20 protein-coding genes and 1 tRNA gene are annotated in these 24,939 nt (G+C 67.3%); 1 reads left to right on the top strand and 20 read right to left on the bottom strand.

Annotation, left to right across the window (positions count from 1 at the left end):
* Window positions 1-11: 11 nt before the first annotated feature.
* From HAV22_RS15000 to HAV22_RS14905, 20 genes are all read right to left on the bottom strand, one after another.
* The gene (locus tag HAV22_RS15000) at window positions 12-611 is read right to left on the bottom strand and encodes a hypothetical protein (protein WP_166859885.1); all 600 of its coding nucleotides are present in this window, start codon (window positions 609-611) and stop codon (window positions 12-14) included.
* Entirely contained in the window at window positions 608-1,189 is a 582-nt protein-coding gene (locus tag HAV22_RS14995; RefSeq protein ID WP_166859884.1) for a hypothetical protein, read from the bottom strand. Before HAV22_RS14995 ends, HAV22_RS15000 begins: the two co-directional genes overlap by 4 nt.
* Window positions 1,186-1,728 (bottom strand): PilN domain-containing protein, encoded by a 543-nt coding sequence (locus tag HAV22_RS14990; protein WP_371869659.1) that lies wholly within the window; start codon window positions 1,726-1,728, stop codon window positions 1,186-1,188. The genes HAV22_RS14995 and HAV22_RS14990 overlap by 4 nt, the downstream gene beginning before the upstream one ends.
* Before the next feature lie 5 nt (window positions 1,729-1,733).
* Window positions 1,734-2,555: a hypothetical protein gene (locus HAV22_RS14985; protein WP_166859882.1), complete on the bottom strand. Its 822-nt coding sequence runs from the start codon at window positions 2,553-2,555 to the stop codon at window positions 1,734-1,736.
* Window positions 2,548-4,239, bottom strand: coding sequence for a GspE/PulE family protein (locus HAV22_RS14980; protein WP_166859881.1), 1,692 nt, complete (start codon window positions 4,237-4,239; stop codon window positions 2,548-2,550). Before HAV22_RS14980 ends, HAV22_RS14985 begins: the two co-directional genes overlap by 8 nt.
* Window positions 4,236-5,423 (bottom strand): type II secretion system F family protein, encoded by a 1,188-nt coding sequence (locus tag HAV22_RS14975; protein WP_166859880.1) that lies wholly within the window; start codon window positions 5,421-5,423, stop codon window positions 4,236-4,238. Before HAV22_RS14975 ends, HAV22_RS14980 begins: the two co-directional genes overlap by 4 nt.
* 15 nt (window positions 5,424-5,438) lie before the next feature.
* Window positions 5,439-5,882: a type II secretion system major pseudopilin GspG gene (gene gspG, locus HAV22_RS14970; RefSeq protein ID WP_166859879.1), complete on the bottom strand. Its 444-nt coding sequence runs from the start codon at window positions 5,880-5,882 to the stop codon at window positions 5,439-5,441.
* 176 nt (window positions 5,883-6,058) lie between these two features.
* A complete protein-coding gene (locus HAV22_RS14965) occupies window positions 6,059-6,814 on the bottom strand; it encodes a LuxR C-terminal-related transcriptional regulator (RefSeq protein WP_166859878.1) in 756 nt (251 codons plus the stop codon).
* Between the two features lie 8 nt (window positions 6,815-6,822).
* Window positions 6,823-7,548 carry a winged helix-turn-helix domain-containing protein gene (locus HAV22_RS14960; protein ID WP_166859877.1) on the bottom strand — a complete coding sequence of 242 codons (726 nt, stop codon included), beginning with the start codon at window positions 7,546-7,548 and terminating at the stop codon, window positions 6,823-6,825.
* 164 nt (window positions 7,549-7,712) lie between these two features.
* Window positions 7,713-8,282 (bottom strand): NF038129 family PEP-CTERM protein, encoded by a 570-nt coding sequence (locus HAV22_RS14955; protein ID WP_166859876.1) that lies wholly within the window; start codon window positions 8,280-8,282, stop codon window positions 7,713-7,715.
* A 20-nt stretch (window positions 8,283-8,302) separates the two neighbouring features.
* Window positions 8,303-11,290, bottom strand: a complete 2,988-nt coding sequence (locus tag HAV22_RS14950) for an ExeM/NucH family extracellular endonuclease (protein ID WP_166859875.1) — start codon at window positions 11,288-11,290, stop codon at window positions 8,303-8,305.
* Between the two features lie 205 nt (window positions 11,291-11,495).
* On the bottom strand, window positions 11,496-12,914 hold the full coding sequence (locus tag HAV22_RS14945; RefSeq protein ID WP_166859874.1) for a mannose-1-phosphate guanylyltransferase/mannose-6-phosphate isomerase: 1,419 nt from the start codon (window positions 12,912-12,914) through the stop codon (window positions 11,496-11,498).
* Window positions 12,911-14,077 (bottom strand): nucleotidyltransferase family protein, encoded by a 1,167-nt coding sequence (locus HAV22_RS14940; RefSeq protein WP_166859873.1) that lies wholly within the window; start codon window positions 14,075-14,077, stop codon window positions 12,911-12,913. Before HAV22_RS14940 ends, HAV22_RS14945 begins: the two co-directional genes overlap by 4 nt.
* A gap of 18 nt (window positions 14,078-14,095) precedes the next feature.
* Complete coding sequence (galE, locus tag HAV22_RS14935; RefSeq protein ID WP_166859872.1) at window positions 14,096-15,094, bottom strand: UDP-glucose 4-epimerase GalE; 999 nt, start codon at window positions 15,092-15,094, stop codon at window positions 14,096-14,098.
* A gap of 166 nt (window positions 15,095-15,260) precedes the next feature.
* Window positions 15,261-16,373, bottom strand: a complete 1,113-nt coding sequence (gene wecB / locus HAV22_RS14930; protein WP_166859871.1) for a non-hydrolyzing UDP-N-acetylglucosamine 2-epimerase — start codon at window positions 16,371-16,373, stop codon at window positions 15,261-15,263.
* Between the two features lie 37 nt (window positions 16,374-16,410).
* Complete coding sequence (locus HAV22_RS14925; protein WP_229421245.1) at window positions 16,411-18,369, bottom strand: heparinase II/III family protein; 1,959 nt, start codon at window positions 18,367-18,369, stop codon at window positions 16,411-16,413.
* Window positions 18,369-18,608: a hypothetical protein gene (locus HAV22_RS14920; protein ID WP_166859870.1), complete on the bottom strand. Its 240-nt coding sequence runs from the start codon at window positions 18,606-18,608 to the stop codon at window positions 18,369-18,371. Before HAV22_RS14920 ends, HAV22_RS14925 begins: the two co-directional genes overlap by 1 nt.
* A 248-nt stretch (window positions 18,609-18,856) precedes the next feature.
* Window positions 18,857-20,068, bottom strand: coding sequence for a glycosyltransferase family 4 protein (locus HAV22_RS14915; protein WP_166859869.1), 1,212 nt, complete (start codon window positions 20,066-20,068; stop codon window positions 18,857-18,859).
* A gap of 125 nt (window positions 20,069-20,193) precedes the next feature.
* On the bottom strand, window positions 20,194-22,116 hold the full coding sequence (locus HAV22_RS14910) for an ATP-binding cassette domain-containing protein (RefSeq protein ID WP_166859868.1): 1,923 nt from the start codon (window positions 22,114-22,116) through the stop codon (window positions 20,194-20,196).
* A 74-nt stretch (window positions 22,117-22,190) separates the two neighbouring features.
* Window positions 22,191-22,265, bottom strand: a tRNA-Arg gene (locus HAV22_RS14905).
* Window positions 22,266-22,724: 459 nt separating this feature from the next.
* Here HAV22_RS14905 and HAV22_RS14900 point away from each other — a divergent pair.
* A complete protein-coding gene (locus tag HAV22_RS14900; protein ID WP_166859867.1) occupies window positions 22,725-24,923 on the top strand; it encodes a bifunctional SulP family inorganic anion transporter/carbonic anhydrase in 2,199 nt (732 codons plus the stop codon).
* Window positions 24,924-24,939 lie beyond the last annotated feature (16 nt).

The following is a 24,939-nucleotide window of genomic DNA, read 5'->3' as shown; positions in this document are numbered from 1 at the left end:
TGGGCGAGCGATCAATCGAATACTCCAATATTGAGCTGCTGAATCTGGTTCAGCGGCAGGTAGGTCAGCGTGAGGACCGGGGGCGCGATGGACTCGACGCGGTACGTGCCGTCGATGACGGCGCCCTTCTCGCGCACGACGTACGTGCGGTCGCCCCGCGCCAGATAGACTTCCCACGCGCCGTTGCCGACGGACTTGCCGAGGAACGTGAACGGCAGCGGCGGCGCCGTGGGCGGCGGTGGCGGCGGCGCGGGTTGGGGCGGCGGCGGTGGCGGAGGCGGCGGAGTCCAGTCCTGGTGCGCGAACGGGCCGGCGCCGCCCTGGCCGAACGCGGCGTCGCCGTCGCCGATCAAGACGTCGCGCGGCACCAGGACTAGCACCGGTTGGGCGGGGGCCGCGTCGGCCGTCTTCGCGGGCGCCACCGGTGCGGCCGCCGCTGGCGCGGACGCAGGCGCGGACGCGGGCGGACGCGCGAGCACCGCGCGCGCGGCCGGCCGCTCGGCAGGTTCCGCGATGTCGCCGGCCGGCGTGCGATCGCCGAACGCGGCGAGCAAGCCCGCGCCGACGAGGGCCAGGACGAGGATCGCGTGACGCGGCTTGACGGGCTTCATGGCTGCGGCGCGCCGTCGCGCAGGTACAGGGTCAGGCGCAGGCGCGCTTCCACGGTCGCGTCGCCGATCGCGTCGCGGTGGAAGGTGATCTCGTCCAGCGACGCGAACGGAATCGCGCGCAGCGCGGCCATCGCGAATTGCCAGATCGCCTGGTACGTTCCCTTCACGGGAAGATTGACCTGGTACGTGTAGACGCGGGCATTGCGGTCGAAGCCGGCCTTGTACTCGCCCTGGCGCAGCACGAGGCCGGACTTCGACGCGAGGTCGAACAGGATGCGCACCTGCTGCTCGGCGCCGCGGCGCTCGCCCAGTGCGCCGTAGAACGCGGCGAGATTGTCGGGCGCCTGCACGGGCACGGGTTCCTGAGCCGGCGCCGGCGTCGCGGCGGCCTGCGGTTTCCGCTTCGCCTGCGCGGCGTACGCTTCCTGCGCGCGCTCCATCGCCCACACGGTGTGCAAGGTCCACGCGAGGGCCCCGGCCATGACGAGCGGTACGACGATGGCCGCCGCCATGATCGGATTCGCACGCAGCAGCATGATCCGCAGGCGCAGCATGGGCGAGGCGAACGTCGTCTTCATTGCGCTGGCCTCCACTGCGCGTCGATCTGGAAGCGGATCGGATGGTTCGGGTCCTGCTCGTTGATCTCGTGGCGCGCCAGCAGCACGGTCGTGAACCACTCGATGTGCTGCAGCGCTTCGACGTAGGCGATCATGTCGTCGCTGTTCTTCGCCTCCGCCGTGATGCGCACGCTGCTCTTCTTCGCGTCCGGCTCCAGCGCCAGCAGCGCGATGGTCGCGGGTGTCGCCGCCTGGACGGCGTCGTGCAGGCCGCGCCACGGCAGGTTCAGCTGCTGCACTGCCGTGTTGACGGCGCCTGCCTGCGCGGGCGGCACCGCGCGCGCGGGCGCCGCGACGGGCGCGCGCGCGGCCGCGCGGGCCTGCGTGCGCGCGACCTGTGCCTGGCGCTCCGCGGCCGCGCGCTGCAGGCCGCGGTATTGCACGACGGTGCTGGCGAGCGGCCCCGCCAGCCCGAGCGCGACGACCAGCAGGCTCCACGTCCCGCGCGGCGTGCGATACCACGCGCGGCGCAGGCTCGGCGGCGCGAAATCGATGTGCACTTTTCTCAAGGCGCCCTCCCCGTCAGCGCGAGCCGCGCGCAATCGGGCCACAGCGGGTCCGTCTCGTCCTCGAACAAGGTGCAGGCGAATTTCAATCGTCCGGCACTGCTCCCCCATCCCTTCGGCGCGGGGCCGCAGATCTGCAGGCGCTCCGGCCGCGACAGCCCGACGCGCAGCGCTTCGCGCGCCACATGGCCCTCGAGCCAGTCGCGGTCCGCGCCGGGCGGGATCGGCGCCGTGCGCACGGCCGCGAGCAGGTCGCCGTCGAACGCGGCGACGGACAGCACGCCACCATGCACGACGCCGAACCACGCACCGGCGCGGCGCACGCGGCGGTGCTGGTTCATCGCCGCGACGAATTGCGGCACGATCTCGACGAGCTTGAAGCGCTGGCTCGATGCCGCCGCAGTCAACTGCTCGAGCAGCGCGAGCGGCAGCGCGGCCGCGAGAAACGGGTGCGCCGCATCCCAGTCGGCGCTCAGGGTCCAGCCAGCGAGGCTGCCGCCGAACAGCGCGTGGTAGCGCAGCGCGGCCGCGCCTTCCAGGTCGGCGAGGCGCGTGGCGCCTTGCGGCGGCGTCACCTGCCACAGGCGCACGAGGTCGTCGGACAGCACCACGGTCGCCGGCAGGCCGGCCACGTCGTGCTCGCCGAGCAGCATGCCGAGCGCGGCGCCCAGCGACACGGCGTCGCCGCCCGTCGCCGCTACCTGGCCCAGCAGGCGTGCGCGCTCGTGCGGCCAGATGCTCGTGCGCACGAGCGCGAGGGCGTCCGGCGCGATACCGATGCGCAGCTGCTGGCCGAAGCCGGACGTGAACGAACTAAGCATGCAGCGTGACCCTCCGGATTTCCTCGATTGTCGTCGCGCCACGCTGCACGAGGTCCAGTGCCGCCAGGCGCAGGCTGCGCGTGCCGTTCGCCGCGGCGGCGGCCTTGATGCGGCGGATCGGCTGCTTGTCGACGATCAGTTCGCGGATCTCGTCGTTCAACGTGAGGATCTCGGCGATCGAGCGGCGGCCCTTGTAGCCGGTGCCGCGGCAATCGCCGCAACCGAGGCCGCGCATGAACCGGTAGTCGTGCACGTCGGCGCGCGTCAGGTGCGCGGACGCCAGTTCGGCATCGTCCGGCGTGTACTGGACGGCGCAGCGCGCGCAGTTCATGCGAATCAGGCGCTGCGCCCAGATGCCGTTCAGCGCCGACACGAACGCGTACGGGTCGATGCCCATGTGGGTGAAGCGGCCGAACACGTCGAACACGTTGTTGGCGTGGACCGTCGTCAGCACGAGGTGGCCCGTCAGCGCCGACTGCACCGCGATCTCCGCCGTCTCGCGGTCGCGGATCTCGCCCACCATGATCTTGTCCGGGTCGTGCCGCAGGATCGAGCGCAGGCCCTTCGCGAACGACAGGCCCTTCTTTTCGTTGACGGGAATTTGCAGGATGCCCGGCAGCTGGTATTCGACGGGATCCTCGATCGTGATGATCTTTTCGCGGCCGTTGTGGATTTCCGTCAGCGCCGCATACAACGTGGTCGTCTTGCCCGAACCGGTCGGCCCCGTCACGAGCAGCATGCCGTAGGCTTCCTGCGCGAGCATCCTAAGCGTCGCGAGCGACGGCGCGTCGAACCCGAGCGCTTCCAGGGTGAGCGAGCCATAGGCCTCGATCATCGCGCGCTTGTCGAGGATACGGATGACGGCGTCCTCGCCGTGGATGCTGGGCATGATCGACACGCGCAGGTCGATGTCGCGCCCCGCCGACTCGACGCGGAAACTGCCGTCCTGCGGGATGCGGCGCTCCGCGATGTCCAGTTCCGCCAGCACTTTCAGGCGCGAGATGATGTGCTCCGCCAGCTCGATGCCGCCGACCGACGCCGCGTGATCGAGCACGCCGTCCACGCGATACTTGACGGAGAGGCCGCCCGCCGTGCTCTCCAGGTGGATGTCGGAGGCGCCCGCTTTCAACGCGTCGTACAACGTGGAGTTCACGAGCTTGACGGCGGGGCTCGCGGCTTCCGACACGCTCGCGAACGACAGCACCGTCGCGCTCTTGCCGTCGCGCCGGCCTTCGCCACTGTCACCGACGAGCGTGTCGACGGCGCGCGCGGATTCCTCGTGCTTGCCGAGGTAGGCCTGGATGTCCGATTGCAGCGCCAGCCGCACATGCAGCGGAGCCGCCGCCGTCGCGCCGGCCTGCGTCTGCAGCCACGTCTGCAGGTCGAGGTCGAACGGGTCGGCAATGACGCCCGTGAGGTGCTTGTCGCCGTCGCGCAGCAGCACGCAGTGGCGCGCCAGCGCCTGCGCCAGCGGCAGCAGGTCGAACGCGGGCTGCTGGCCGAACATCTCGGGCGTTTCCATCACGGACAGGCCGAACGGCTCCGCCAGCAGGCCCACGATCTCGCGCGGCTCCAGTCCGCACAAGCCTTGCAGCTCTTCGACGAGCGAGCGGCGCGTCTGGCGGCTCTGCGCGCGGGCGCGGGCGAGCAGCGCGGCGTCGAGGCTGGCGAGGGGCGCGTTCACGACATGTCTCCCGCGAGGTCGAAGATGGGCATGTACAGCAGCACGACGATGGCGCCGACGACGAGGCCGATCGCGGCCATCAACAGGGGCTCGAACGTGCGCGTGAAGCGGTCTATCCAGCGTCCGATCTCGCCGTCGTAGAACGCGGCCGAACGCGTGAGCATCGTGCCCATCGCGCCCGTGCGCTCGCCCACGCGCAGCATGCGCAGCGAGATCGGCGTCGTCAGGCCGTTGGCTTCGAACGCGTCGGACAGCGGGCGTCCCGCCTCGATCGCCGCGCGCGCCGCCTTCAGGCCGCCCGCGAGGCCCGGCGACACCATGCCCTGCACGGTGTCGATGGCGTTCACCAAGGTGATGCCGCCTTCGTTCAGCATGCCCAGCGTGAGGTACAGGCGCGAGAGTTCGTAGATGCGGGCGCGTTCGCCGATGCCGGGCAGCTTCGCCAGCAGGCGCGCGGCGCCGCCCCGTTTCAACGCGCGCCGGATGGCCCACGCGGCAATCGTCACCGTGGCGACGAAGCCGACCAGCAGGCCGCCCGCGTGGCGTCCGGCGAACTGGCCCCACTCGAGCATCACGCGCGACATCCACGGCAGGTTGCGGCCCGCGCCCTGGTACACCTCGGCGAAGCGCGGCACGACGTACGACATCAGGAAGATCGACACGCCGCCGCCCACGAGCAGCAGGATCGCCGGGTAGATCGACGCGCTGACGACTTTCGCGCGCACGGTGTCGATGCGCTGCTGGTATTCGATGTAGCGTTCGAGCGCGCGCGGCAGGTCGCTCGTGCCTTCGGCCGCGCGCACGATCCCGACGTACAGCGGCGGGAACAGCGCGGGCTGCGCGGCCATCACGGCGGACAGGCGCTTGCCCTCGCGCAGGCCGGCCAGCAGCCGTTCCAGCACGCCGCGCGTGGCGGGGCTGGCCTCTTTTTCCAGCAGCGCTTCCAGCCCCTCGACGATGCCGAGGCCCGCCGTCAACAGCGCGAGCAACTCCTGGCTGAACAGCACCAGCGACAGCTTGCCGCCGCGCTGGCGGCGCAGCAGCGGCGCGTGCACGGGCTCGATGGCGCTGACGAACAGCCCGCGCGCCTCGACCTGGCGGCGCGCGTCCGCCTCGTCCTGCGCGTCGACGAGCACGCTGGCGATGCGCATGTCGGGCGCGAGGGTGCGGACCGCGAACTGCATGGGAGGCGTATCGGCTTATTGCGAGGTGATGTCGGCGTTCTCGCGTTCGCCGCCCGGCTGGCCGTCCTTGCCGAGCGAAAGGATTTCATACTCGCTCTTGGTGCCGGGCGCACGGTATTGGTACGGGTGACCCCACGGATCGAGCGGGACGCCCTTCTTCAGGTACGGGCCGTTCCACTTGGCGGTCACCGCGGGCGGGGCCGTCAGCAGCGCGTTCAAGCCTTCTTCCGTCGTCGGATAGCGGCCCACGTCGAGGCGGTAGGTGTCCAGCGATTTCTCGAAGGCCTCGATCTGCGCCTTCGCGACCGTCACCTCCGACTTGCCCAGCTGGGAGAAATACTTCGGGCCGACGTACGCCGCCAGCAAACCGATGATAACGATAACCACCAACAGCTCAAGCAGGGTGAAACCTGCCTGGCGGACCCGCGCGGCGGTGCCCTGGTTCTGCATACGATACATCCAACCGACTCCTCTATTGCTCTAGTGTAAAGCCTTGCGTGAAGGCTACCATGGCCCTGTCATGGCGACAATGCATTTATGCCACGCTCGTCGGTTGCAGCACCGCAAACGAATTTCTTCTCCGAAAATTTTAACTCGGTTGTGCCCGATTTAACAACAGCCTCGTGCCCGGCCGCTCAGTCCTCCAGCAGCCGCAAATCTATGCAGCGCGCCAGCGCGTGCGCGCGGTTGCTGACGCCCAGGGTGCGGTAGATGCGCTGCAGGTGATTCTTGACGGTGAGCGCGCTGATCCCCAGCAGCTTCCCCATCTCGTCGTTGCTCTTCCCCGCGCGCAGCCAGCCGACGATTTCCGTCTCGCGCGCGCTGAGCGGCCGCGCCGGCAGCCCGTCGCCCGCGTCGCGCGCCGCGGGCAGCCGGCACAGCGCGAGGTGCAGATGCGGCAGCAGGAGTTCGGCGAAATAACCGAGGCGCACCTCCGGCCGTGGCGGCAGGCCGAACAGCACGAACATGCTGCCGCCCGCGCTCGTCGGCCCGGTGCCGTGCACGAGCACGTTGTCGAAACCGGCCTGCGCCACCTCGGCGCGGAAGCCGGCCAGCGACTCGGCAGCGACCGCGCCGAAGTCCGCCAGCACCGGCAACCGTCCCGACCGCATGCAGTGGCGGGCGATGCGCAGCGCCAGGCCATCGTCCGCATCCGTCAGCACACGCTGCGCGGCCGTGTCGAGCACGGTACCGTGCAGGCATTCGAGGCGCGTCACGCCGCCGCCGGGGCCGAACTGCAGGCAGACGAGCACGTGGTGCGGCAGCAGCGCCTGCACCTGGCCCTGGGTCCACAGGAAGAACTGGCGCAGGCTCGCCACGCGCAAGCCCGGCTCGATGGCGCGCAGCAGGTATTCCTGCTCCTGGCGGCTGAGGATGACGACGGGTTCCACGTGGGCGTTCAGCGCTGGACGGCGCCGCCCCAGGCGGCCGCGCGCGCGCGCCAGGCGACGAAGCGGTAGCCGGTGCCGCGCACCGTCTCGATGTGTTCCTGGTGGCCGCTCGGCTGCAGCGCGTGGCGCAACCGCCCCACGTGCGCGTCCACCGTGCGCTCGTCGAGTACGGCGTGGCGCCCCCACACCTGGTCCAGCAGTTGCGAGCGCGTGTGCACGCGTTCCGGGTGGTGCATCAGGAAGTTCAGCAGGCGGAATTCGACGGGCCCCAGCGCCACGGCGCGCGTCCCGGCCACGACGCGCTGCGTGTGCGGATCGAGGCGCAGGCCCGCCATCTGCACGGCGTCGACGGACACGTGCGGCGCGCGCCGGCGCAGCACGGCCTGCATGCGCGCCAGCAGCTCGCGCGGATTGAACGGCTTCGTCAGATAGTCGTCGGCGCCCGATTCCAGCGCGAGGATCTTGTCGTGCTCCCCGGCCCGCTGCGACACCATGATGATCGTCAGGTCGCGCGTGCGGGGCTGCGCGTGCAGGCGCCGGATCAGCGCCTCGCCCGATTCGCCGGGCAAGTCCCATTCGAGCAGCAGCATGTCGGGCAGGCCGCCGTCCAGCGCGGCGAGCGCGGACTCGGCATCCGGGCACAGGTCCACGCGGTGGCCCGCGCGGGTCAGGTTCAGTTCCAGCAGCTGGCGGACGGCGGGGTCGGGATCGACCACGAGGACGTGTGCACTCATCGCGATATCCTGGGCATGTTTGTCTCGGTGACAACAGGCTCGAATATGCACGAAGCAAAGTCAGCTGAACAATATCATTTCGATTGGGAATTGATATGTTTAGCGAATAAATTGCCGCACAGCAGGATGCCCACGTGTCCGGGCGGACGCGTGGGCATCGAGGATCAGCGCAGGCGGCGGCGCTGCGTCCAGGCCAGCAGCACGAGTCCGGCCGCGACGAGCATCCAGTCGGCCGGTTCCGGCACCGGATTCACGGTGGCGAACGCGGCATCGGTCGCGACGGCGGGCGGCAGGCCGGCCACGAGGCTGATCGACGCGGCCGGGTACGCCAGATAGTCGCCGGCGGCGTTCAGCAGGTCGACGGTCAGGCTCGTGCTGCCGCCGTCGAGCGGCGTGCCGCCGAACGTCACGTCGAAGCCGAACTGGCCGCCGAGCACGATAGACTGGAAGAATTCCGAGAACGCATCGCTCTTGAACGTGTACGCGCCGCCGGACTGCACGACGTTCACGAGATCCGGCGTGCCGGTGAACGCGCCGTCGAGGCCGCTGATCGTCGCCGTCAGCACGTCGCTCGTGAGGAAGGGCAGGAAGTCGATCTGCAGGTAGCCGTCGCCGCTTGCGGCGGACGTGTCGACGGCCACGTGGTAGATCGGATTCGCTTGCGCGGCCGTCGCGCCGGCCAGCAGGGCCAGCGCCAGCAGCGCGCGGGACAACAGGTTGTTCAGGTTGGTCATGGTGTTCTCTCAGTCAATCCTCAAAAGGTGCCGGAATACAGTTTCGACGTGTACGTGATGGTCGTCTTCGACGGGTTGGTGAACGTCAGGCCCACGCTCACGGTCGCGCCCGGCGCCAGCGACGCGCCCGGCACCGTGACGTACGGCGCGCCGTTGAAGTCGCCGCTCTTGTTGTCGAGCGTGACGCCGGCCGGCAAGCCTTGCAGCACGTATTGCAGCGGACCTGCCAGCGCCGTACTGCCCGTGTTCGTGACCGCCACGCTTCCGGTGAACTTCCCGGTGACGCGGTTATAGCCCAGCACGCCCGGAGCGATCTTCACGCTGGCCGTGACGTCGGTGAACACCGGTGCCAGGTTCAAGCTGACGACGACGGGGTCGTGGTCGGAAGCGCGGAACGGATTGTTCACGTACGGATCGTCGGCCGTGTCGCCCAGGTTGTAGTCGATCGCGTCCGGCTCGTCGGCATTGTTGTGCCACTCCGCCGCACCGGCCACTTGCGGGTTCAGCGTGCTGCTGGCCAGCGCGTGATCGAGGTAGCCGCTCTGGCCGGCGAACACGAAGGAATACGGCATGCCGTTCGGGCGCACGAAGCGTTCCAGTTCGTTGACCATGCCGTTGTCCGTCAGGAAGGCGATCGGATCTTCGTGGCCGTACGAGTTGAAGTCGCCGATTGCCAGCACGTCCGGATCATTGGCGGCCGCCACGACGGTCGGGATGAAATAGTTGAACAGGCGCTTCGCCTGCTGGATGCGCGTCGCGTTCCAGCAGCCCTGGCCGTCGCCGCTGTCCGTGTCGCCCGCGCCCGCACCGCCGCAACCGCCCTTCGATTTCAGGTGGTTGACGACCAGCGAGAACCTGGCGCCGTTCGCATTCAGCTTGAACGTCTGGGCCATCGGCGCGCGGTTGTTGACGGCGTCGCCGTCCGACAGCGCACCGCCCACCGGCGTCAGTACGGCCGGCTTGTAGATCATCGCGACGCGGATCGCGTCCGTGCCCGTCGCGGCGGGCTTCGCCACGTACGCATACGTGGGCGTCGGCGCGCCGATCGCCTGGTTCAGCGCGTCGACGAGATAGCCCACCGTGAGGTCGCCGTTGTTCTGGATTTCCATCAGGCCGACGGCGTCCGCATTCATCGCCTTCAGTTCGTCGACGATCTTGTCGCGCTGGCGCACGAATTCCGTCATGTTGTCGGCGCCGCGGCAATTGCTCTTCGACGTCGTGTTGCCGATGGTGCAGCCCTGCCCCGTGCGGCCCCACGCGTCCGTGCCGTCCGTGAACGTCGTGAAGAAGTTCAGCACGTTGGCGCTGGCGACGCGCACGTTGCCGGCGACGACGACGGGCGCGTCCTCGCGCGGGTTCGTGCGGCTGATCACGGGCGCCTGCGTCGGCTGCAGCTTGTACCAGCCGCCGCCACCGCCGATCGCGCCGAAGTCCAGCACGCCGACGAGGTCCGTCACCGTGTCGCCGGCGCGCACCGTCTTGTCGGCGGCGAGGTATGGAATGTGCGCGGGCACCGTGAAGATGCCGTCGTCCAGGATCACCATGTTCTGCGCGTTCGCGGCGATCAGCGCGTTTGCTTCCGCCGTGCCGGCGCGATAGCGGTTCGTCGGGCTCTCGCGGCGGCCGCTGGCCAGCACGAGTTCACCGCGGTCGCCGAGGTAGCTGTTGCCGTTGACCGTGAGCGGGTTCGCGAAGCGCACGAGCATGCCTTCGTAGTGACTCAGTTCCGTCGGCAGGTCGATGTTGACGGGCGTGATCGCATAGCCGCTGCCCAGCACGCTGACGGCGCTGACGTCCTTCAATTCCGTGAACGAGCGCGTGGCACTGTTCGGCGTGTATTCCGTCACGGTACCCGTCACGCGCACGAGGTCGCCTTCATTCGCGGCGCCCGGCGAGCCGAACACGAAGAGCGCGTCCGACGTGTTCGGGTCACCATCGCCCTGCGGGTCCTGGATGTAGAACCCGCTGCCCAGTTTCTTCGTGATGACGCCGGACGTCGTCTGCACCGTGTTCGCGTACGGGCTCGTGAGGCCGCTGCCCTGGATCTGCGGGATGGTCAGCGAGCCGGTGACGGCCACGTTGACCGTGCAGCTGGCGCTCTGGCTCGCGTCGTTGGCGAACGTGATCTCGACGGGGTACGTGCCGGCCGGGAGATTCGAGGCGATGACGAGGTTCGCGGTCGCCGTCCGGTTGTCGGCGGTCGCCGACACGAAGCCGGTCAGGCTGATGCCGGCCACGGCGCCCTTGCTGATGACGGCGCTGTTGACGATGCTGTCGGCGTCGCTCGCCCGCAGCGGCGCCGTCGTGCCCGTGCCGACGTCGATGCCCACGCTGCCGGGGCATGCCAGCACGATCGGCTGCGGCAGCGCCACGCCGCTGCACGACACGCGGTCGCTGGCCGTGGTGCGCGGCGCGGCGGCGCCCGTCACGAAGTCGCTGCTGTTGTCGTTGCTGTCCAGGCAGCCGCTGTTCTTGCGCAGCACGGCCAGGGTGTTCGACGGCCCGGCTGTCGGGCCGGAACCCTCGTAATAGCTGGCGGTGGAACCGAAGCCGACCAAGTCGACGACGTTGTCGACGGGCTTGGCGCCGGCCAGCGCCGTCGTCGAATTCACCAGCGCGACCTTGCCCGCCGTCGCGCTCATGGCGATCGTGCCGGCCGTGTCCGGCACCAGCGCATCGGTGCCGCCGCTGCCCGCCGCTTCGTGCACGAGGTAGTACTGGCCGGCCGCCAGGGTGACGCTGGCCGGGAGCTTCGTCACCTGCCACGTGATGCCCGCGCTCGACGCGTACTGCACGCTCCAGCCATTCAAGGTGACGGCCGTGTCTCCCGTGTTCAGCAGTTCGACGAAGTCGTTCTTGTAGGTGGCGCCGGAGTTGCCGCCGCCGCCGTAGACCTGGCTGATGACGACGCCGCCGGGTGCGGCGAACACGGGTGCCGACAGGCCGGCCAGCAGGGCCGCGAGCACGGTCATGCGGCCGGGCGAGTGAAGAGCTGAGCGTTGCTTCATGGGATGTCCTAGGGTGTGATCAGTGTAATTTTGTCGATGAAACACTTAACAAATGAATATTAAATGCGTAACACGACAACATCATGACCACGGATTAGTCCGAACGAACCAATCGCTGCCGTTCGATGTGCGGCAACCACGGGACAAAGGGGGACGCGTCCGCGCTCGGGGCGCGGACGCGGAAGGCGGACGTGAGAAGCGGCGCTTACGCGCGCTTGTAGATGTCCTCGAAGCGGACGATGTCGTCCTCGCCGAGGTAGCTGCCGGATTGCACTTCGATGAGGTGCAGCGGCAGCTTGCCCGGATTTTCCAGGCGGTGGGTCATGCCGATGGGGATGTATGTGGATTCGTTCTCGGACAGCAGCATGATGTTGTCGCCGCACGTGACGCGCGCCGTGCCCGACACGACGATCCAGTGCTCGGCGCGGTGGTGGTGCATCTGCAGCGACAGCTTTTCGCCCGGCTTCACGCAGATGCGCTTGACCTGGAAGCGGTCGCCCGCGTCGATGCCCTCGTAGTAGCCCCACGGACGGTACACCTTCGTGTGGTACAGGTGTTCCGTGCGCTCGTGGCCCTTCAGGTGGTCGACGACGTTTTTCACGCGCTGGACCTGGTCCTTGTGGGCGACGAGCACGGCGTCGGGCGTTTCCACGACGACGAGGTCCTTCACGCCGACGACGGCGACGATGCGGCTCTCGGCGCGCACGAGCGAATTGCTCGTGCTGTCGAGGTAGACGTCGCCGCGCACGGCGTTGCCGCTCGCATCCTTGTCCTGCACGTCGGCCAGCGCGGACCACGAGCCGACGTCGCTCCAGCCGATGTCGGCCGCGACGACGACGCCGTCGCGGGTGTGTTCCATGACGGCATAGTCGATCGAATCGGACGGGCTCGCGCTGAACGCGGCTTCGTCCAGGCGGCAGAAGTCGAGGTCACGGTACGCGGACTGCACGGCGCTGGCGGCCGCTTGCGCGATTGCCGGCGCGTGCTGTTCGATCTCGGCCAGGAAGCGGTCGGCGCGGAACATGAACATGCCGCTGTTCCAGTAATAGCTGCCGTCGGCGACGAAGCTCGCGGCCGTGTCGCGGTCGGGCTTTTCGACGAAGCGCTCGATCTTGTAGCAGTCGTCGCAGCCCGGCAGCGGTTCGCCGCGGCGGATGTAGCCATAGCCCGTTTCCGGGGCGCTGGGCACGATGCCGAACGTGGCCAGCCCGCCTTGCGCGACCTGGGCCGCGGCGCGCTCGACGGCGAGGCGGAACGCTTCGTTCTTCTCGATCACGTGGTCGGCCGGCAGCACGAGCATCACCGCGTCCGGGTCCTGCGCGTGCAGGAAGCGCGCGGCCGCGGCCACGGCCGGGGCCGTGTTGCGGCCTGTGGGCTCGAGCAGGATGCCGTGCGGCGTGATGCCCACGTCGCGCATCTGCTCGGCGACGAGGAAGCGGTGCTCGTTGCCGCACACCACCAGGGGCGCCATCAACCCCGGCCAGCCGCGCACGCGCAGCGCGGTTTCCTGCAGCATGGTCTTCTCCGTCACGAGTGGCAGCAGCTGCTTGGGCATGACGGCCCGCGACAGCGGCCACAGGCGGGTACCGGCACCGCCGGAGAGGATGACTGGGTAAATTTTCATGCGTTGACTTTCTCGATTGCCTTGTCTGTGTCTTCGGCCTGTTCTTTGCGGCGGCTGCGGCGGCGATCGCGCGCGTTCAGCCACTCCGACGACCCGTATTCGGACGAGTGCTTCATCTCGCCCGCGCGATCGATGCTGTAGTCCTTGAACACGATCATTTCATGCAGGGCCACGTCATTCAGCACGCGAGTGTACTCGAAAAGCACGCTGCGGACGATCTCGGCTCCCTCGCAGATATGGCTGCCGTGGCCGATCCACGTTGGCCCGATGATCGTGGCGCCCGCTTCGATCTTGACGCCGGAACCGATGTAGACGGGGCCCTTGATGGTCGTGCCCCGCCAATCGATGCTCGTGTTCAAGCCCGTCCACAGGCCGGGCTCGATCTGGATGCCCGGCACGTCCATATGATTGACCTCACCCGTCAGCACGTTCTGCAGCACTTCCCAGTAATCGCTCACGCTGCCGATGTCGAGCCAGTTGAACGGGCGGCCCTGGGCATAGAACGGCATGCCCTTTTCCGCCAGCAGCGGGAACAGCTGCGAACCGATGTCGAATTCCACGCCCGACGGGATCAGGTCGATCACTTCCGGCTCGAACAGATAGATGCCCGTGCTGATGAAATTCGACAGCGCGTCTTCCTGCTTCGGCTTTTCCTGGAATTGCGTGATGCGGCCGTTCTGGTCGGTCACGACGACGCCATAACTCGACACCTTGTCCCACGGGACTTCCTTCGTGATGACGGATGCCATGGCACCCTTGCGGCGGTGCTCCGCCAGGGCTGCCTTGAGGTCGAGGTCGATCAGCGCGTCGCCGCACAGGACGATGGTCGTGTCGTCGAAGAAGCCGCCGAATTCCTGGATCTTCTTCATGCCGCCGGCCGAGCCGATCGGCACCGCGACGACTTCGCCGTCTTCCTTCGTGTAGCCCTCGAACGAATAGCCGATCTGGACGCCGTATTGCTCGCCCTCGCCGAAGTATTCCTCGATCTTTTCGTGCAGGTGGCTGACGTTCACCATGATCTCCGTCACGCCGTGCTTGCGCAGGTGCTCGATCAGGTAGGCCATCACGGGCTTGCCCAGCACGGGGATCATCGGTTTCGGCAGGTCGTAGGTGAGCGGACGTACGCGCGTACCTTTGCCTGCTGCAAGAATCATCGCTTTCATGGTTCGGTCCTCATACATTTATTTTGGGGTAGTCTGGTAGCGCCAGGAATCGGCGCACATCTGGGCGATGTCACGCTGGGCAGTCCAACCGAGTTCCTCGCGGGCTTTCGTCGGGTCGGCGTAGCACTTGGCAATGTCGCCTGGGCGACGGTCCACGATCTGGTACGGAATCGGCTTGCCGCACGCCTTCTCGAACGCGTGCACCATTTCCAGCACGCTGTTGCCGTTGCCGGTGCCGAGGTTGTACGTGCGCAGGGCCGGGCCTTGCGCCAGCTTGTCCAGTGTCTTCACGTGGCCGACGGCCAGGTCGACGACGTGGATGTAATCGCGCATGCCGGTGCCGTCCGGGGTCGGATAGTCGCCGCCGTAGACGGACAGCTTCTCGCGCTGGCCGTTGGCGACCTGGGCGATGTACGGCACGAGGTTGTTCGGGATGCCGTTCGGCTCTTCGCCGATCAGGCCGCTTTCATGGGCGCCGACCGGGTTGAAATAGCGCAGCAGCGCGATGCGCCAATCGGGCTCGGCCTTGAAGACGTCGCGCAGGATGTCTTCGATCATCAGCTTGCTGCGGCCATAGGGATTGGTAGCCGACAGCGGGAAATCCTCCTTGATCGGCACCGAGGCCGGATCGCCGTAGACGGTCGCCGACGACGAGAACACGAGCGTCTTGCAGCCGAACTTCGCCATCGTCTCGAACAGCGCGACGCTGCCGTAGACGTTGTTGTCGTAGTAGCGCAGCGGCTGCGCCACCGATTCGCCGACCGCCTTCAGGCCGGCGAAGTGGATCACGGCGTCGATCTTGTGCGCGCCGAACACGGCCTCCATGGCCGCGCGGTCGCGGATGTCGCCCTCGACGAAGACGAACGGCTTGCCGGTGATTTTTTGTACGCGGTCTTGCACGGAGCGCACCGCGTTGTACAGGTTGTCGTACACCACCACGTCATGGCCGGCGTTCTGCAGTTCCACGACCGTGTGCGATCCGATGTAACCCATGCCGCCAGTAACCAGAATCTTCATGAATGCTCTTCTTTCTCAAAAAATGTTGCTGCCGCCGTGACCCGGGTCCGGCGTGCCTCGTTTTTTAGCGGCGCAGGCATCGAGCCCGCGCCATCCCTGTCGGTGTTTTGGTGTACTGCTGCCTCGCGGACGCTATCGTGCGCCCTACGCTTTTTTGTCAATCTTGTCAGCCGCGGAGTTCCTTGGTGAGGATGTCCACGATACGTTCCGCCGCACGGCCGTCCCACAGATGCGGCCGGCGGCCCTGCTTGCCTTCGCCGCGCAGGATCTTGCGTGCCTCGGCGACGATCACGGCCGGGTCGGTGCCGGCCAATACGTTCGAACCTTCGTCCACGGTCACGGGGCGTTCCGTGTTCTCGCGGATGGTTACGCACGGCACGCCCAGCGCCGTCGTTTCTTCCTGCAGGCCGCCGCTGTCCGTCAGCACGACGGCCGCGTCCTTCCACAAATTCAGGAACGCCATGTAGGCCTGCGGGCCCGCCAGCGTGACGTTCGGGCCCAGGTCGATGCCGAATTTCTCCAGGTTCGCGCGCGTGCGCGGGTGCACGGGGAAGATCAGCGGCAGGTCCGCCGCGATGTCCTTCAGCGCGCCGGCGATGCGCGTGAACATGGCCGCGTCGTCCACGTTGCTGGGGCGGTGCAGGGTGACGACGCCGTAGCGCTGGCCGGCCTGCTGGCGCGCGGCCTTCCAGGCGCTCGTCTCGAAGCCGGACGTGTCGGTGCGCGTCAGCTTGTCGGCCTGGTACAGCACGTTGTCGACCATCACGTGGCCCACGTAGTGGATCGCCTCTTCCTTCTTGCCCTCGCGGCGCAGGTGCTCGACGGCCGCCGGTTCCGTCACGAAGAACCAGTCGGAGATGCTGTCCGTGACGAGGCGGTTGATTTCTTCCGGCATCGCCATGTCGAAGCTGCGCAGGCCCGCCTCGACGTGGGCAACGGGAATGTTGAGTTTCTTGGCGACGATCGAGCAGGCGAGCGTCGAATTCACGTCGCCGACGACGAGCACGGCATCCGGGCGCTCGCCCTGGCACAGTTCCTCGAAGCCGATCATGATCTTGGCCGTCTGCTGGGCGTGGCTGCCGCCGCCGGCGGCCATGAACACGTCCGGCTGCGGGATGCCGAGCTCCTCGAAGAACACGTCGTTCATCTCGCGGTCATAGTGCTGGCCCGTGTGGATGATCTTGAACGCCGGCGCATCCGGCCGTGCCTGCAGGGCGCGCACGATCGGCGCGATCTTCATGAAGTTGGGGCGGGCGCCGGCGACCAGATAGATGAGCATTTGAAACAATCCCTTGTTTAGTTATGGAAAAACACTGTTAGAAAAACGCTATTGTAAACTTGCACTCGACCGGGACGGCGGACGATACGGCGCTGATCTTCAGCACGTCGCACGGCTGCATGGTTTCCGCGCTCCCGGCATACCAGCCGAGCGGCGGATTTTCGTGGCCGCGCACCAGTTCCAGCTTGAGGTCCGCGCCGTGCGCCTGCATCTGCAAGGTGAAGCGTTTGCCCCGCACGTGCAGCCCGGAACTGTTCAGCCGCACGTCCAGGCCGGGCGCGAAATGCCAGAACAGTTCGAACTGGTGGTGCTTCTTTGCGGCGATCTCGTCGCGCACGGTCAACGTGGCGCTGGCCGCGTCGAAGCGGACGCTGCGCATGTGCCGTACGGGGTCCGCGAGGCGCTCGTAGCCGTCGTGCGCGCCGCGGAAATCGAATTCGTGCGGCGATTGCGGCATGCGCTCGATCGACGCGCGCGCCTTTTTCAGCCACATGGCGCGCCCACCGGACACCGACTGGTCGAGCCCGTCGATGCGCACCGTGTTGTGTGCCGACGTGCCGCGGAAATACTCGCGCCACTTCGGCTCCTGCCACGACGCATACGCGCCGGGATCGACGAGGCATTCCTCGCCGCCGACGGACAGGGTCAGCGCCAGCGCGTCCGCGTGGCCGTGCGCGGCGAAGCCGAGATAGCCGAGCGGGCCGCAATCGACCATGCCCTTGATCTCGTTCGCCTCGCCGAAGTGCGAGCCGAACAGCAGGTAGCCGCCGTCCGGGAAGGCCCAGCCCGTCTCGGACTCGTGCGGGTCCGCCTCCGGCCGCTTGCCGGGCACCGTGTGCAGCAGCCAGCGCACGCCTGGATGCGTGGGCGCGAGACGGCGCAGCACGGCGTCGCCCAGCGCCAGCAATTGCTCGATGCGGTTGGCGCCGGGCGCATCGAGGCGGAACGCGAGGCCGGCGTCGGTGTCGCCCACGCGCGGCACGTTGCCGCCCACGTCGCGCACGGAACGGAGAAAGCGCTGCGCGCGCTGCAAGGCGGTCCAGTAGGCGCGCGAGAACGGGTGATCGCACGCCTGGCCGACGAGGCCCGCGACGAACAGGCACTCCAGCGCGAACACGTGGTAGGCGAACGCCTGCTCGCGGTTCACGCCGTCGCGCGAGAACTGGACCTGGGCCTCGTGCTCCAGCTCGCGGCGCGCCTGGTCCTGCCACGCGCCCGACGCATCCCAGCACGGCCACACGGACGCCCCCACGTACAGCCCGGCCAGCTCGCCGACCAGGTGGTTGTCGGCGGACGAATGGCGCGACAGGTTGCGCGCGATGGCGCTGCAATGGGCGTGGATCGAATCGAGCCAGTCGGCGCGCAGGCGCTCGCCCTCCTCGCCCGCGAACAGGCGGCTCCCCTCGCCGCCGACCAGTTGCCACACGAGGCCCCAGTTGACGAGGCGGATCCCGAGTTCCAGCGGACTCGTCCAATTGGGCCCGACGAGCGGCGGACACTGGTCGAGCCAGCTGCGCAGCTGCGTGTGCAGCGCGTGCAGCCAGGCCGGGTCATGCAACAGCGCCCACGCCTGCGCGAGGCGCACGAGGTGCAGGTGCCGGTTCAGTTCCCACACGTGCTGGATGTCGCCGACCTGCTCGCGGTTCCCCGTCGCGATGTCGCCGCCGTAGATGCTCGGGCCGACGACGCCGCTGTCCGGATCGCGGTTCCACACGGGCGGCATGCCGACGTCGAAGCGCCGGTTGCCGAACAGGACGACGTGGCCGGCGCAGATGCTGTCGGCGTCCGCCAGCAGCGCCTCGCGCTCCGCCTGCGGCAGCGCGGGGCTGCCCTGGACGTTGAACGTGCGGGCACGGGGCAGCGGCGGCGCGGCGCGGGCGCGCACGCGCTTGGCCACGCGCGTGACGGCGGCCTGCCGGATCCGGTAGCCGACTTCGGCCACGGACATGCAGCGCAAACGGTTGACCAGCCAGACCATCCCTGTCGCTTCACTCATCATTGTGTCCCCGCCTGTTGATGGTGGAACGCGGACGGCCGCCCGCACGCCACCTCGGTTGAGTATTGTTCTTCGATGGTTGCGCGCGCACGTGCCGCCAGCCGGTCGCGCAGGGCGGAGCCGCCCGGGAGTGATGCAAGCGCGCTGGCGGGCGCCTGTTCGCGGTGCGCCCCGGCCGGACGGCCGTCGCGCAGGATGAAGGGCAAGCGATGGGCGTCCGGGCGGCGGGTGACTTTCACGCGCGCGCCTCTGGGGTCATCGTCTTGCGTCGTTGTGACAAGGTATGTGCCCTTATAAATCCAACAATATTTCGATATTACATCATGCTTTTCCGGCAGTGCGCACGGTACGGCGCGTCCGGCGTGTCTGTTAATTTCTGCAACATTGTTACGCAGAATATCACAGGTCCGCCGGGCATTACATGACGTACGGTACCTCCCGTCGCGCGCACCCGGGAACGTCGAGGGCCGGATTTAACAATTCTGCGTCAGGCGCGATAACAATCCAGGATCCGGGGAATGGCCTCGAACACGTCCAGCGGACAGGTGTCCGTCAGCGGCATCTTCACCGGAGGGCGGCCGAGGATGTCGGCCAGGCGCTGCACGAGCCGGGGCATGGTCTCCGCCAGTTGCAACTGGCCGTCGTAGTACTGGTACGCGGCCAGCTCGGGCGTGCCGCCGCGCGCGAGGGCCACGCACGGCTTGCCCAGCGCCAGGGCCTCCATCACCGTGGCGGGACACGCTTCCTCGAGCAGCGACGGCATGACCACCACGTGGCTGCGCGCAGCCATGCGGATCACGTCGTCGTGGGGCCGCCGGCCGAGGAAGCGCACCTGCGGACCGGCGTGCTGGCCTTCGAGCCCCTGGCGCAGCGGTCCATCGCCGACGATGGTCACCGTCGCGTGGCGCGGCAGCCAGCCGTGCACCTGCGCGAGGAATTCGCCGATGCCTTTGCCCGCATCGATGCGGCCGGCGATCAGGACGTCGCCCGGCGTCACGTCACCGGAGGCGGCCGCGCGCTCGCGCAAGCGCGCATACGGGACGAAGTCGTGGATCACACGCGCATGCGACAGGTCGGCATCGGGCACGGCGCGCAGGAACGCGCGGCGCAGGAAATCGGAGACGAAGATGGTCTTGTGCCGCGCGAACGCCTCCGCGGCGCCCGAGCGGTAGCGCCCGACGGCGAGGCCGGACACGGTGCGGCGCAGCGAATTCGGCGTCGGGTGCAGGCAGGCGGCGCAATCGCGCACGTCGCGCGTGTCGCACACGTGCTCGTCCTTGAAGCGCAGCCGCGTCACGCATTCGCTGCCCTGGTCATGGCGGGTCTGGACGAAGTTCACGGCGACGGGCACGTAGCGGCCCACCGTCGGCAGATGGCCGTGGTAATGCACGACGTCGTACTGGTCCGCCACGCGCATCAGCGCCTGCGCGACGCGGCGCGCGAACCAGGGCCGCTTGGCCGGATTGAACAGGCCCAGCTGGGCCTCGTTCCAGCCGGGATGCGCGAACCCGAAACCGGGCAGCACGCGCCCGCGAAAGCCCATGTCGGCGGCGGCGCCGGCGTGCATGCGCTCGCTGCGCCCCATGATGTCGACGGCATGCCCCTGGTCGAGCAGCGCGTTCGACAGCGTGACCACGTGCGCGCCGAGTCCGCTCGTCACGGCGCCCGGCAGGTCTTCCGATACCATCAGGATCTTCACACCGTATTCCTCATCGACAACAAACGGCGGGCGTGCCGACGTCCAGCCCGCCGCATTACATATACGATGAGCGGGCCAAACGGGGCGCGCGCCTGCGCGGCAGTTCGTGGATGCCGGTATCCGGGCTATTCGCCTTTTGCGCGCGCGTCGAGGCGTTCCCAGCGCTCGAGCGCGTCCAGCAGCAATTCCTCGATTTCCGCGTAACGGGCATTGATGCGGCGCGCGTCGGCCGGATTCGTCTTGTAGAAGTCGGGCGCGTTCAGCTGCGCCGTGATCGCGGACTGCTCGTCTTCCAAGGTGGCGATCAGCTGCGGTAACTCTTCCAGCTCGCGCTGTTCCTTGTAGCTCAGCTTGACCTTCTTGACCGCCGCAGCCTGCGCGGCCTGCGCGGCCTCGGCCGCCTTCGCGGGCGCCGCCTTCGGCGCGGGTGCCGGTGCCGGTGCCGGTGCCGGGGCGCTCTTCACGCGCTCCCAATCGCTGTAGCCGCCGACGAATTCGCGCCACGTGCCCTGCCCTTCGGACACGATGACTTGCGTGACGACGTTGTCGAGGAACGTGCGGTCGTGGCTGACGAGGAACACGGTGCCCGTGTAATCCGTCAGCAGCTCTTCCAGCAATTCCAGCGTGTCGATGTCGAGGTCGTTGGTCGGTTCGTCGAGCACGAGGCAGTTCGCGGGCTTGGCGAACAGGCGCGCCAGCAGCAGGCGGTTGCGCTCGCCGCCGGACAGCGATTTCACGGGCGAACGGGCGCGCTCGGGCGCGAACAGGAAGTCGCCCAGATAGCTCATCACGTGCTTGCGCTGGCCGTTGATCTCGACCCAGTCGCTGCCGGGCGCGATCGTGTCGGCGAGGGTCGCTTCTTCGTTCAGCTGCGCGCGCATCTGGTCGAAGTAGGCGACGTTCAGCCGGGTGCCGAGCTTGACGGTGCCGCTGTCCACGGTCTCTTCGCCGAGGATGATCTTCAACAGCGTCGTCTTGCCCGCACCGTTCGGGCCGATCAGGCCGACCTTGTCGCCCCGCATGATCGTGCCGGTGAAGTTCTTGACGATCGTCTTCTCGCCATACGACTTCGAGATGTTTTCCAGTTCCGCGACGATCTTGCCGGAGCGCTCGCCGGTCGCCACGTCGATGCGCACCTGGCCCTGCTGGTCGCGCCGCGCGGCGCGCTGCAGGCGCAAGTCTTCCAGGCGGCGCACGCGGCCTTCGTTGCGGGTGCGGCGCGCTTCCACGCCCTTGCGGATCCACACTTCTTCCTGCGCGAGCACCTTGTCGAACTTGGCGTTCTCGACTTCCTCGATCGCGAGCAGTTCGCGCTTGCGTTCCTGGTACTTGCTGAAATTGCCGGGGAACGACAGCAGGCGGCCGCGGTCGAGTTCGACGATGCGCGTGGCGACGTTGTCGAGGAAGCGGCGGTCGTGGGTGATGAACAGCACGGAGCCGCGGAATTCGCGCAGCAGGCCTTCCAGCCACTGGATCGACGTGAAGTCCAGGTGGTTCGTGGGCTCGTCCAGCAGCAGCACGTCCGGGCCGGACACGAGCGCGACGGCGAGCGCCACGCGCTTCTGCATGCCGCCCGACAAGGTGCCCATCGTCGCGTCGCCCGCGAGGCCCAGGCGGTCCAGCGTGGTCTCCACGCGGTTGCCGAGGTTCCACGCGTCCGTCGCGTCGAGCTTCACTTGCAGGTCGTGCATGCGCTCCATGACGGCATCGTCATTGCCTTGGCCGAACTGGCCCGTCAGCGCCTCGTACTCGGCCAACATCGCCTTCTGGTCGCCCATGCCGGCGGCAACGGCGTCGAACACGGTCATCGCGGGATCGAACACGGGCTCCTGCTCGACGTAGGCGATCTTGACGTTCTGCTGCATGACGAGGAGGCCGTCGTCCAGTTTCGAGCGGCCGGAGATGATCTTCAGCAGCGAGGACTTGCCCGTGCCGTTGCGGCCGATGAGACCGACGCGCTCGCCGGCTTCCAGCGAGAAATCGGCATGATCGAGCAGCGCCACGTGGCCGAATGCCAGTTGCGCGGAAGTGAGGGAGATGACAGCCATGGTATGAGCGGAATGAGAAAGCAGGCATTGTACCGAAGGGCACGCGCCTGATGCGGCTGGGGAAGCGGTGAAGGTGGTGTCGCCAGCAGGAATCGAACCTGCATCTAAGTCTTAGGAGGACCTTGTACTATCCATTGTACTATGGCGACACTCTGCATATTGCAGCCCGCTATTCTACCTGACTGACGTCCCTCCCACAATCGCCCGGCCGCGCTGGCGGCGCCCGCGCGGCTTGTCACGCCTTCATGCCGGACTTATCGGAAGCCCAATCCGACGTTATTCTCAGCAATAAAAATAACCGGAATAAAACCGCTTTTATGCAAATCTATTTATTGGGAAGAATTGTAACGTTTTATTGCGCTTGCTGGACCGATATGCAAAATGCGTGTTATATTTTTCGCCCATCGTTTTAACAATCTGTTTTCTGGGAATGCATCAAATCGGTGCATTGCACCGTTTTGATTCATCCAATCAAACGGTAATGAATCCGGATTCACCGGCCACGCGCCGGTGCCGAATCGATTTCGCCATGCGTCCACGCTGATTCGCCATTCGCGAAGAGCGGGCCGCATTCTGACTGACAACCATCGTTCTTCCGCGAGATTCCCATGACTACGAATACCCTCAAGTACGATTTGCCGGCCGGCATAGTAGTGTTTCTTGTCGCCTTGCCCCTGTGTCTCGGTATTGCCCTCGCATCGGGCGCCCCTCTGTTTTCCGGGATTATTTCCGGCATTATCGGCGGCATCGTCGTCGGACTCGCAAGCGGCTCGCACACGAGCGTAAGCGGCCCCGCCGCCGGGCTGGCGGCCGTCGTGCTGGCGTCGATCACGAAACTCGGCGCATTCGAGATCCTGCTCGCGGCAATCGTCATTGCCGGCGCCCTGCAATTGATCATGGGCGTCGCCCGCGCCGGCGTCATCGCGAATTACATTCCATCGAACGTCATCAAGGGATTGCTCGCGGCGATCGGGATTCTATTGATCCTGAAACAGCTGCCGCATGCGATCGGCTATGACGCCAATCGCGCCGACGAATCGTCATTCATCCAGGCCAACGGCGAAAACACGTTTTCCGCGATCCTGCACGCATTCGCGGCCATTACGCCGGGCGCGCTGATCATCGCCCTGCTGTCGATGCTGGCACTCGTGTATTGGGACAAGACGCCGCTGAAAAACGTCAAATTGCTGCCCGCCCCCTTGTTCGTCGTCGTATTGGGCGTTGCGCTGCAGTTAATGTTCGCGCGGTTTTTCCCGGCACTCGCCATCGCGCCGGCGCACCTCGTCGATATTCCGCCCGTCGATACGAATAATCTGGGCGCCTACCTGCAATTGCCCGACCTCGCCCATTTCACGAATCGCGACGTCTGGATCGTCGGCGTGACGATCGCGATCGTCGCATCGCTGGAAACGCTGCTGAACGTCGAGGCCGTCGACAAGCTCGACCCGCACAAGCGCGAGACGCCGCCGAACCGCGAGCTCGTCGCGCAGGGCCTCGGCAATATCTGCGCCGGGCTGCTGGGCGGCCTGCCCGTCACGTCCGTCATCGTGCGCAGCTCCGTCAACGTGCAGAACGACAACCGGACGAAGGCGTCGAGCGTCATCCACGGGCTGCTGCTGCTCGCCAGCGTGCTGGTGCTGGCCCCGATGCTGAACCTGATCCCGCTGGCCGCGCTGGCCGCCATCCTCATCGTGACGGGCTACAAGCTGGCCAAGGTCTCGCTGTTCCGCGACATGTACAAGAAGGGCTGGTCGCAGTTCGTGCCGTTCGTCGTCACCGTCGCCGCCATCGTCCTGACGGACTTGCTGACCGGTGTGCTGATCGGCTTGGCCGCCAGCCTGTTCTACCTGATGCGCAGCCATTTCCGCAACCCGTTCTCGATCGAGCAATATCGCCTGCACATCGGCGACGTCATCAAGATGGAGCTGCCGAACCAGGTGTCGTTCCTGAACAAGGCGACGATCAAGAGCGCGCTGTGGGACATCCCGGCCAACGCGAACGTGCTGATCGACGCGTCCGGCACGGACTACATCGACAACGACGTGCTGGAGATCATCGACGACTACCGCGTCGTGGCAGGCGAACGCAACGTGCGCCTGAACGTCATCGGCCTGCGCGACGAATACCGCATGCAGGATCCGATCCAGTTCGTCCCCGCGCTCGACCGCGACACGCAGAAGAAGCTGCGCCCCGACGACGTATTGCACCTGCTGCGCGACGGCAACGAGCGCTTCCGCACGGGCCGCACGACCAACAAGTACTACCTGCACCAGGCCGAAGCGACGGCGTCCGGCCAGCATCCGATGGCCGTCGTCGTCAACTGCATCGATTCGCGCACGTCGCCGGAAATCATCTTCGACGCGGGTCTCGGCGACTTGCTGACGGTGCGCATCGCCGGCAACGTGATCAGCCGCGAAATCATCGGCAGCCTGGAAATCGCCCACAAGCTGGGCGCCAAGCTGATCGTCGTGAAGGGCCACTCGAGCTGCGGCGCCATCGGCCTCGCGCTGCAGAACGAAAAAGGGCACAGCGTGGGCGCCATCACCGGCAAGATCCGCAAGGCGATCGACGATTGCCAGTGCGGCGCGCAGCATCCGCCTTCAGGGCAGGCCATGCTGGAGCAGGTCACGCGACGCAACATCGAGAACTCGCTGGACGAGATCATCGCGGGCAGCGCCTTCCTGCGCGAGCGCATCGCGCGCGGCGAGATGGGCCTCGTCGGCGCCTACCACGACATCGCCACGCGCACGGTGCATTTCGGCGAGCTCGTCACGCCGGACCGCATCGACGGCCCGCTGGCCGCCTGACGCCGGAGGCGCGGGG

The organism is Telluria antibiotica, assembly GCF_011682055.1.
Lineage (GTDB): Bacteria > Pseudomonadota > Gammaproteobacteria > Burkholderiales > Burkholderiaceae_D > Telluria > Telluria antibiotica.
This window is presented reverse-complemented; position numbering and strand designations above follow the sequence as displayed.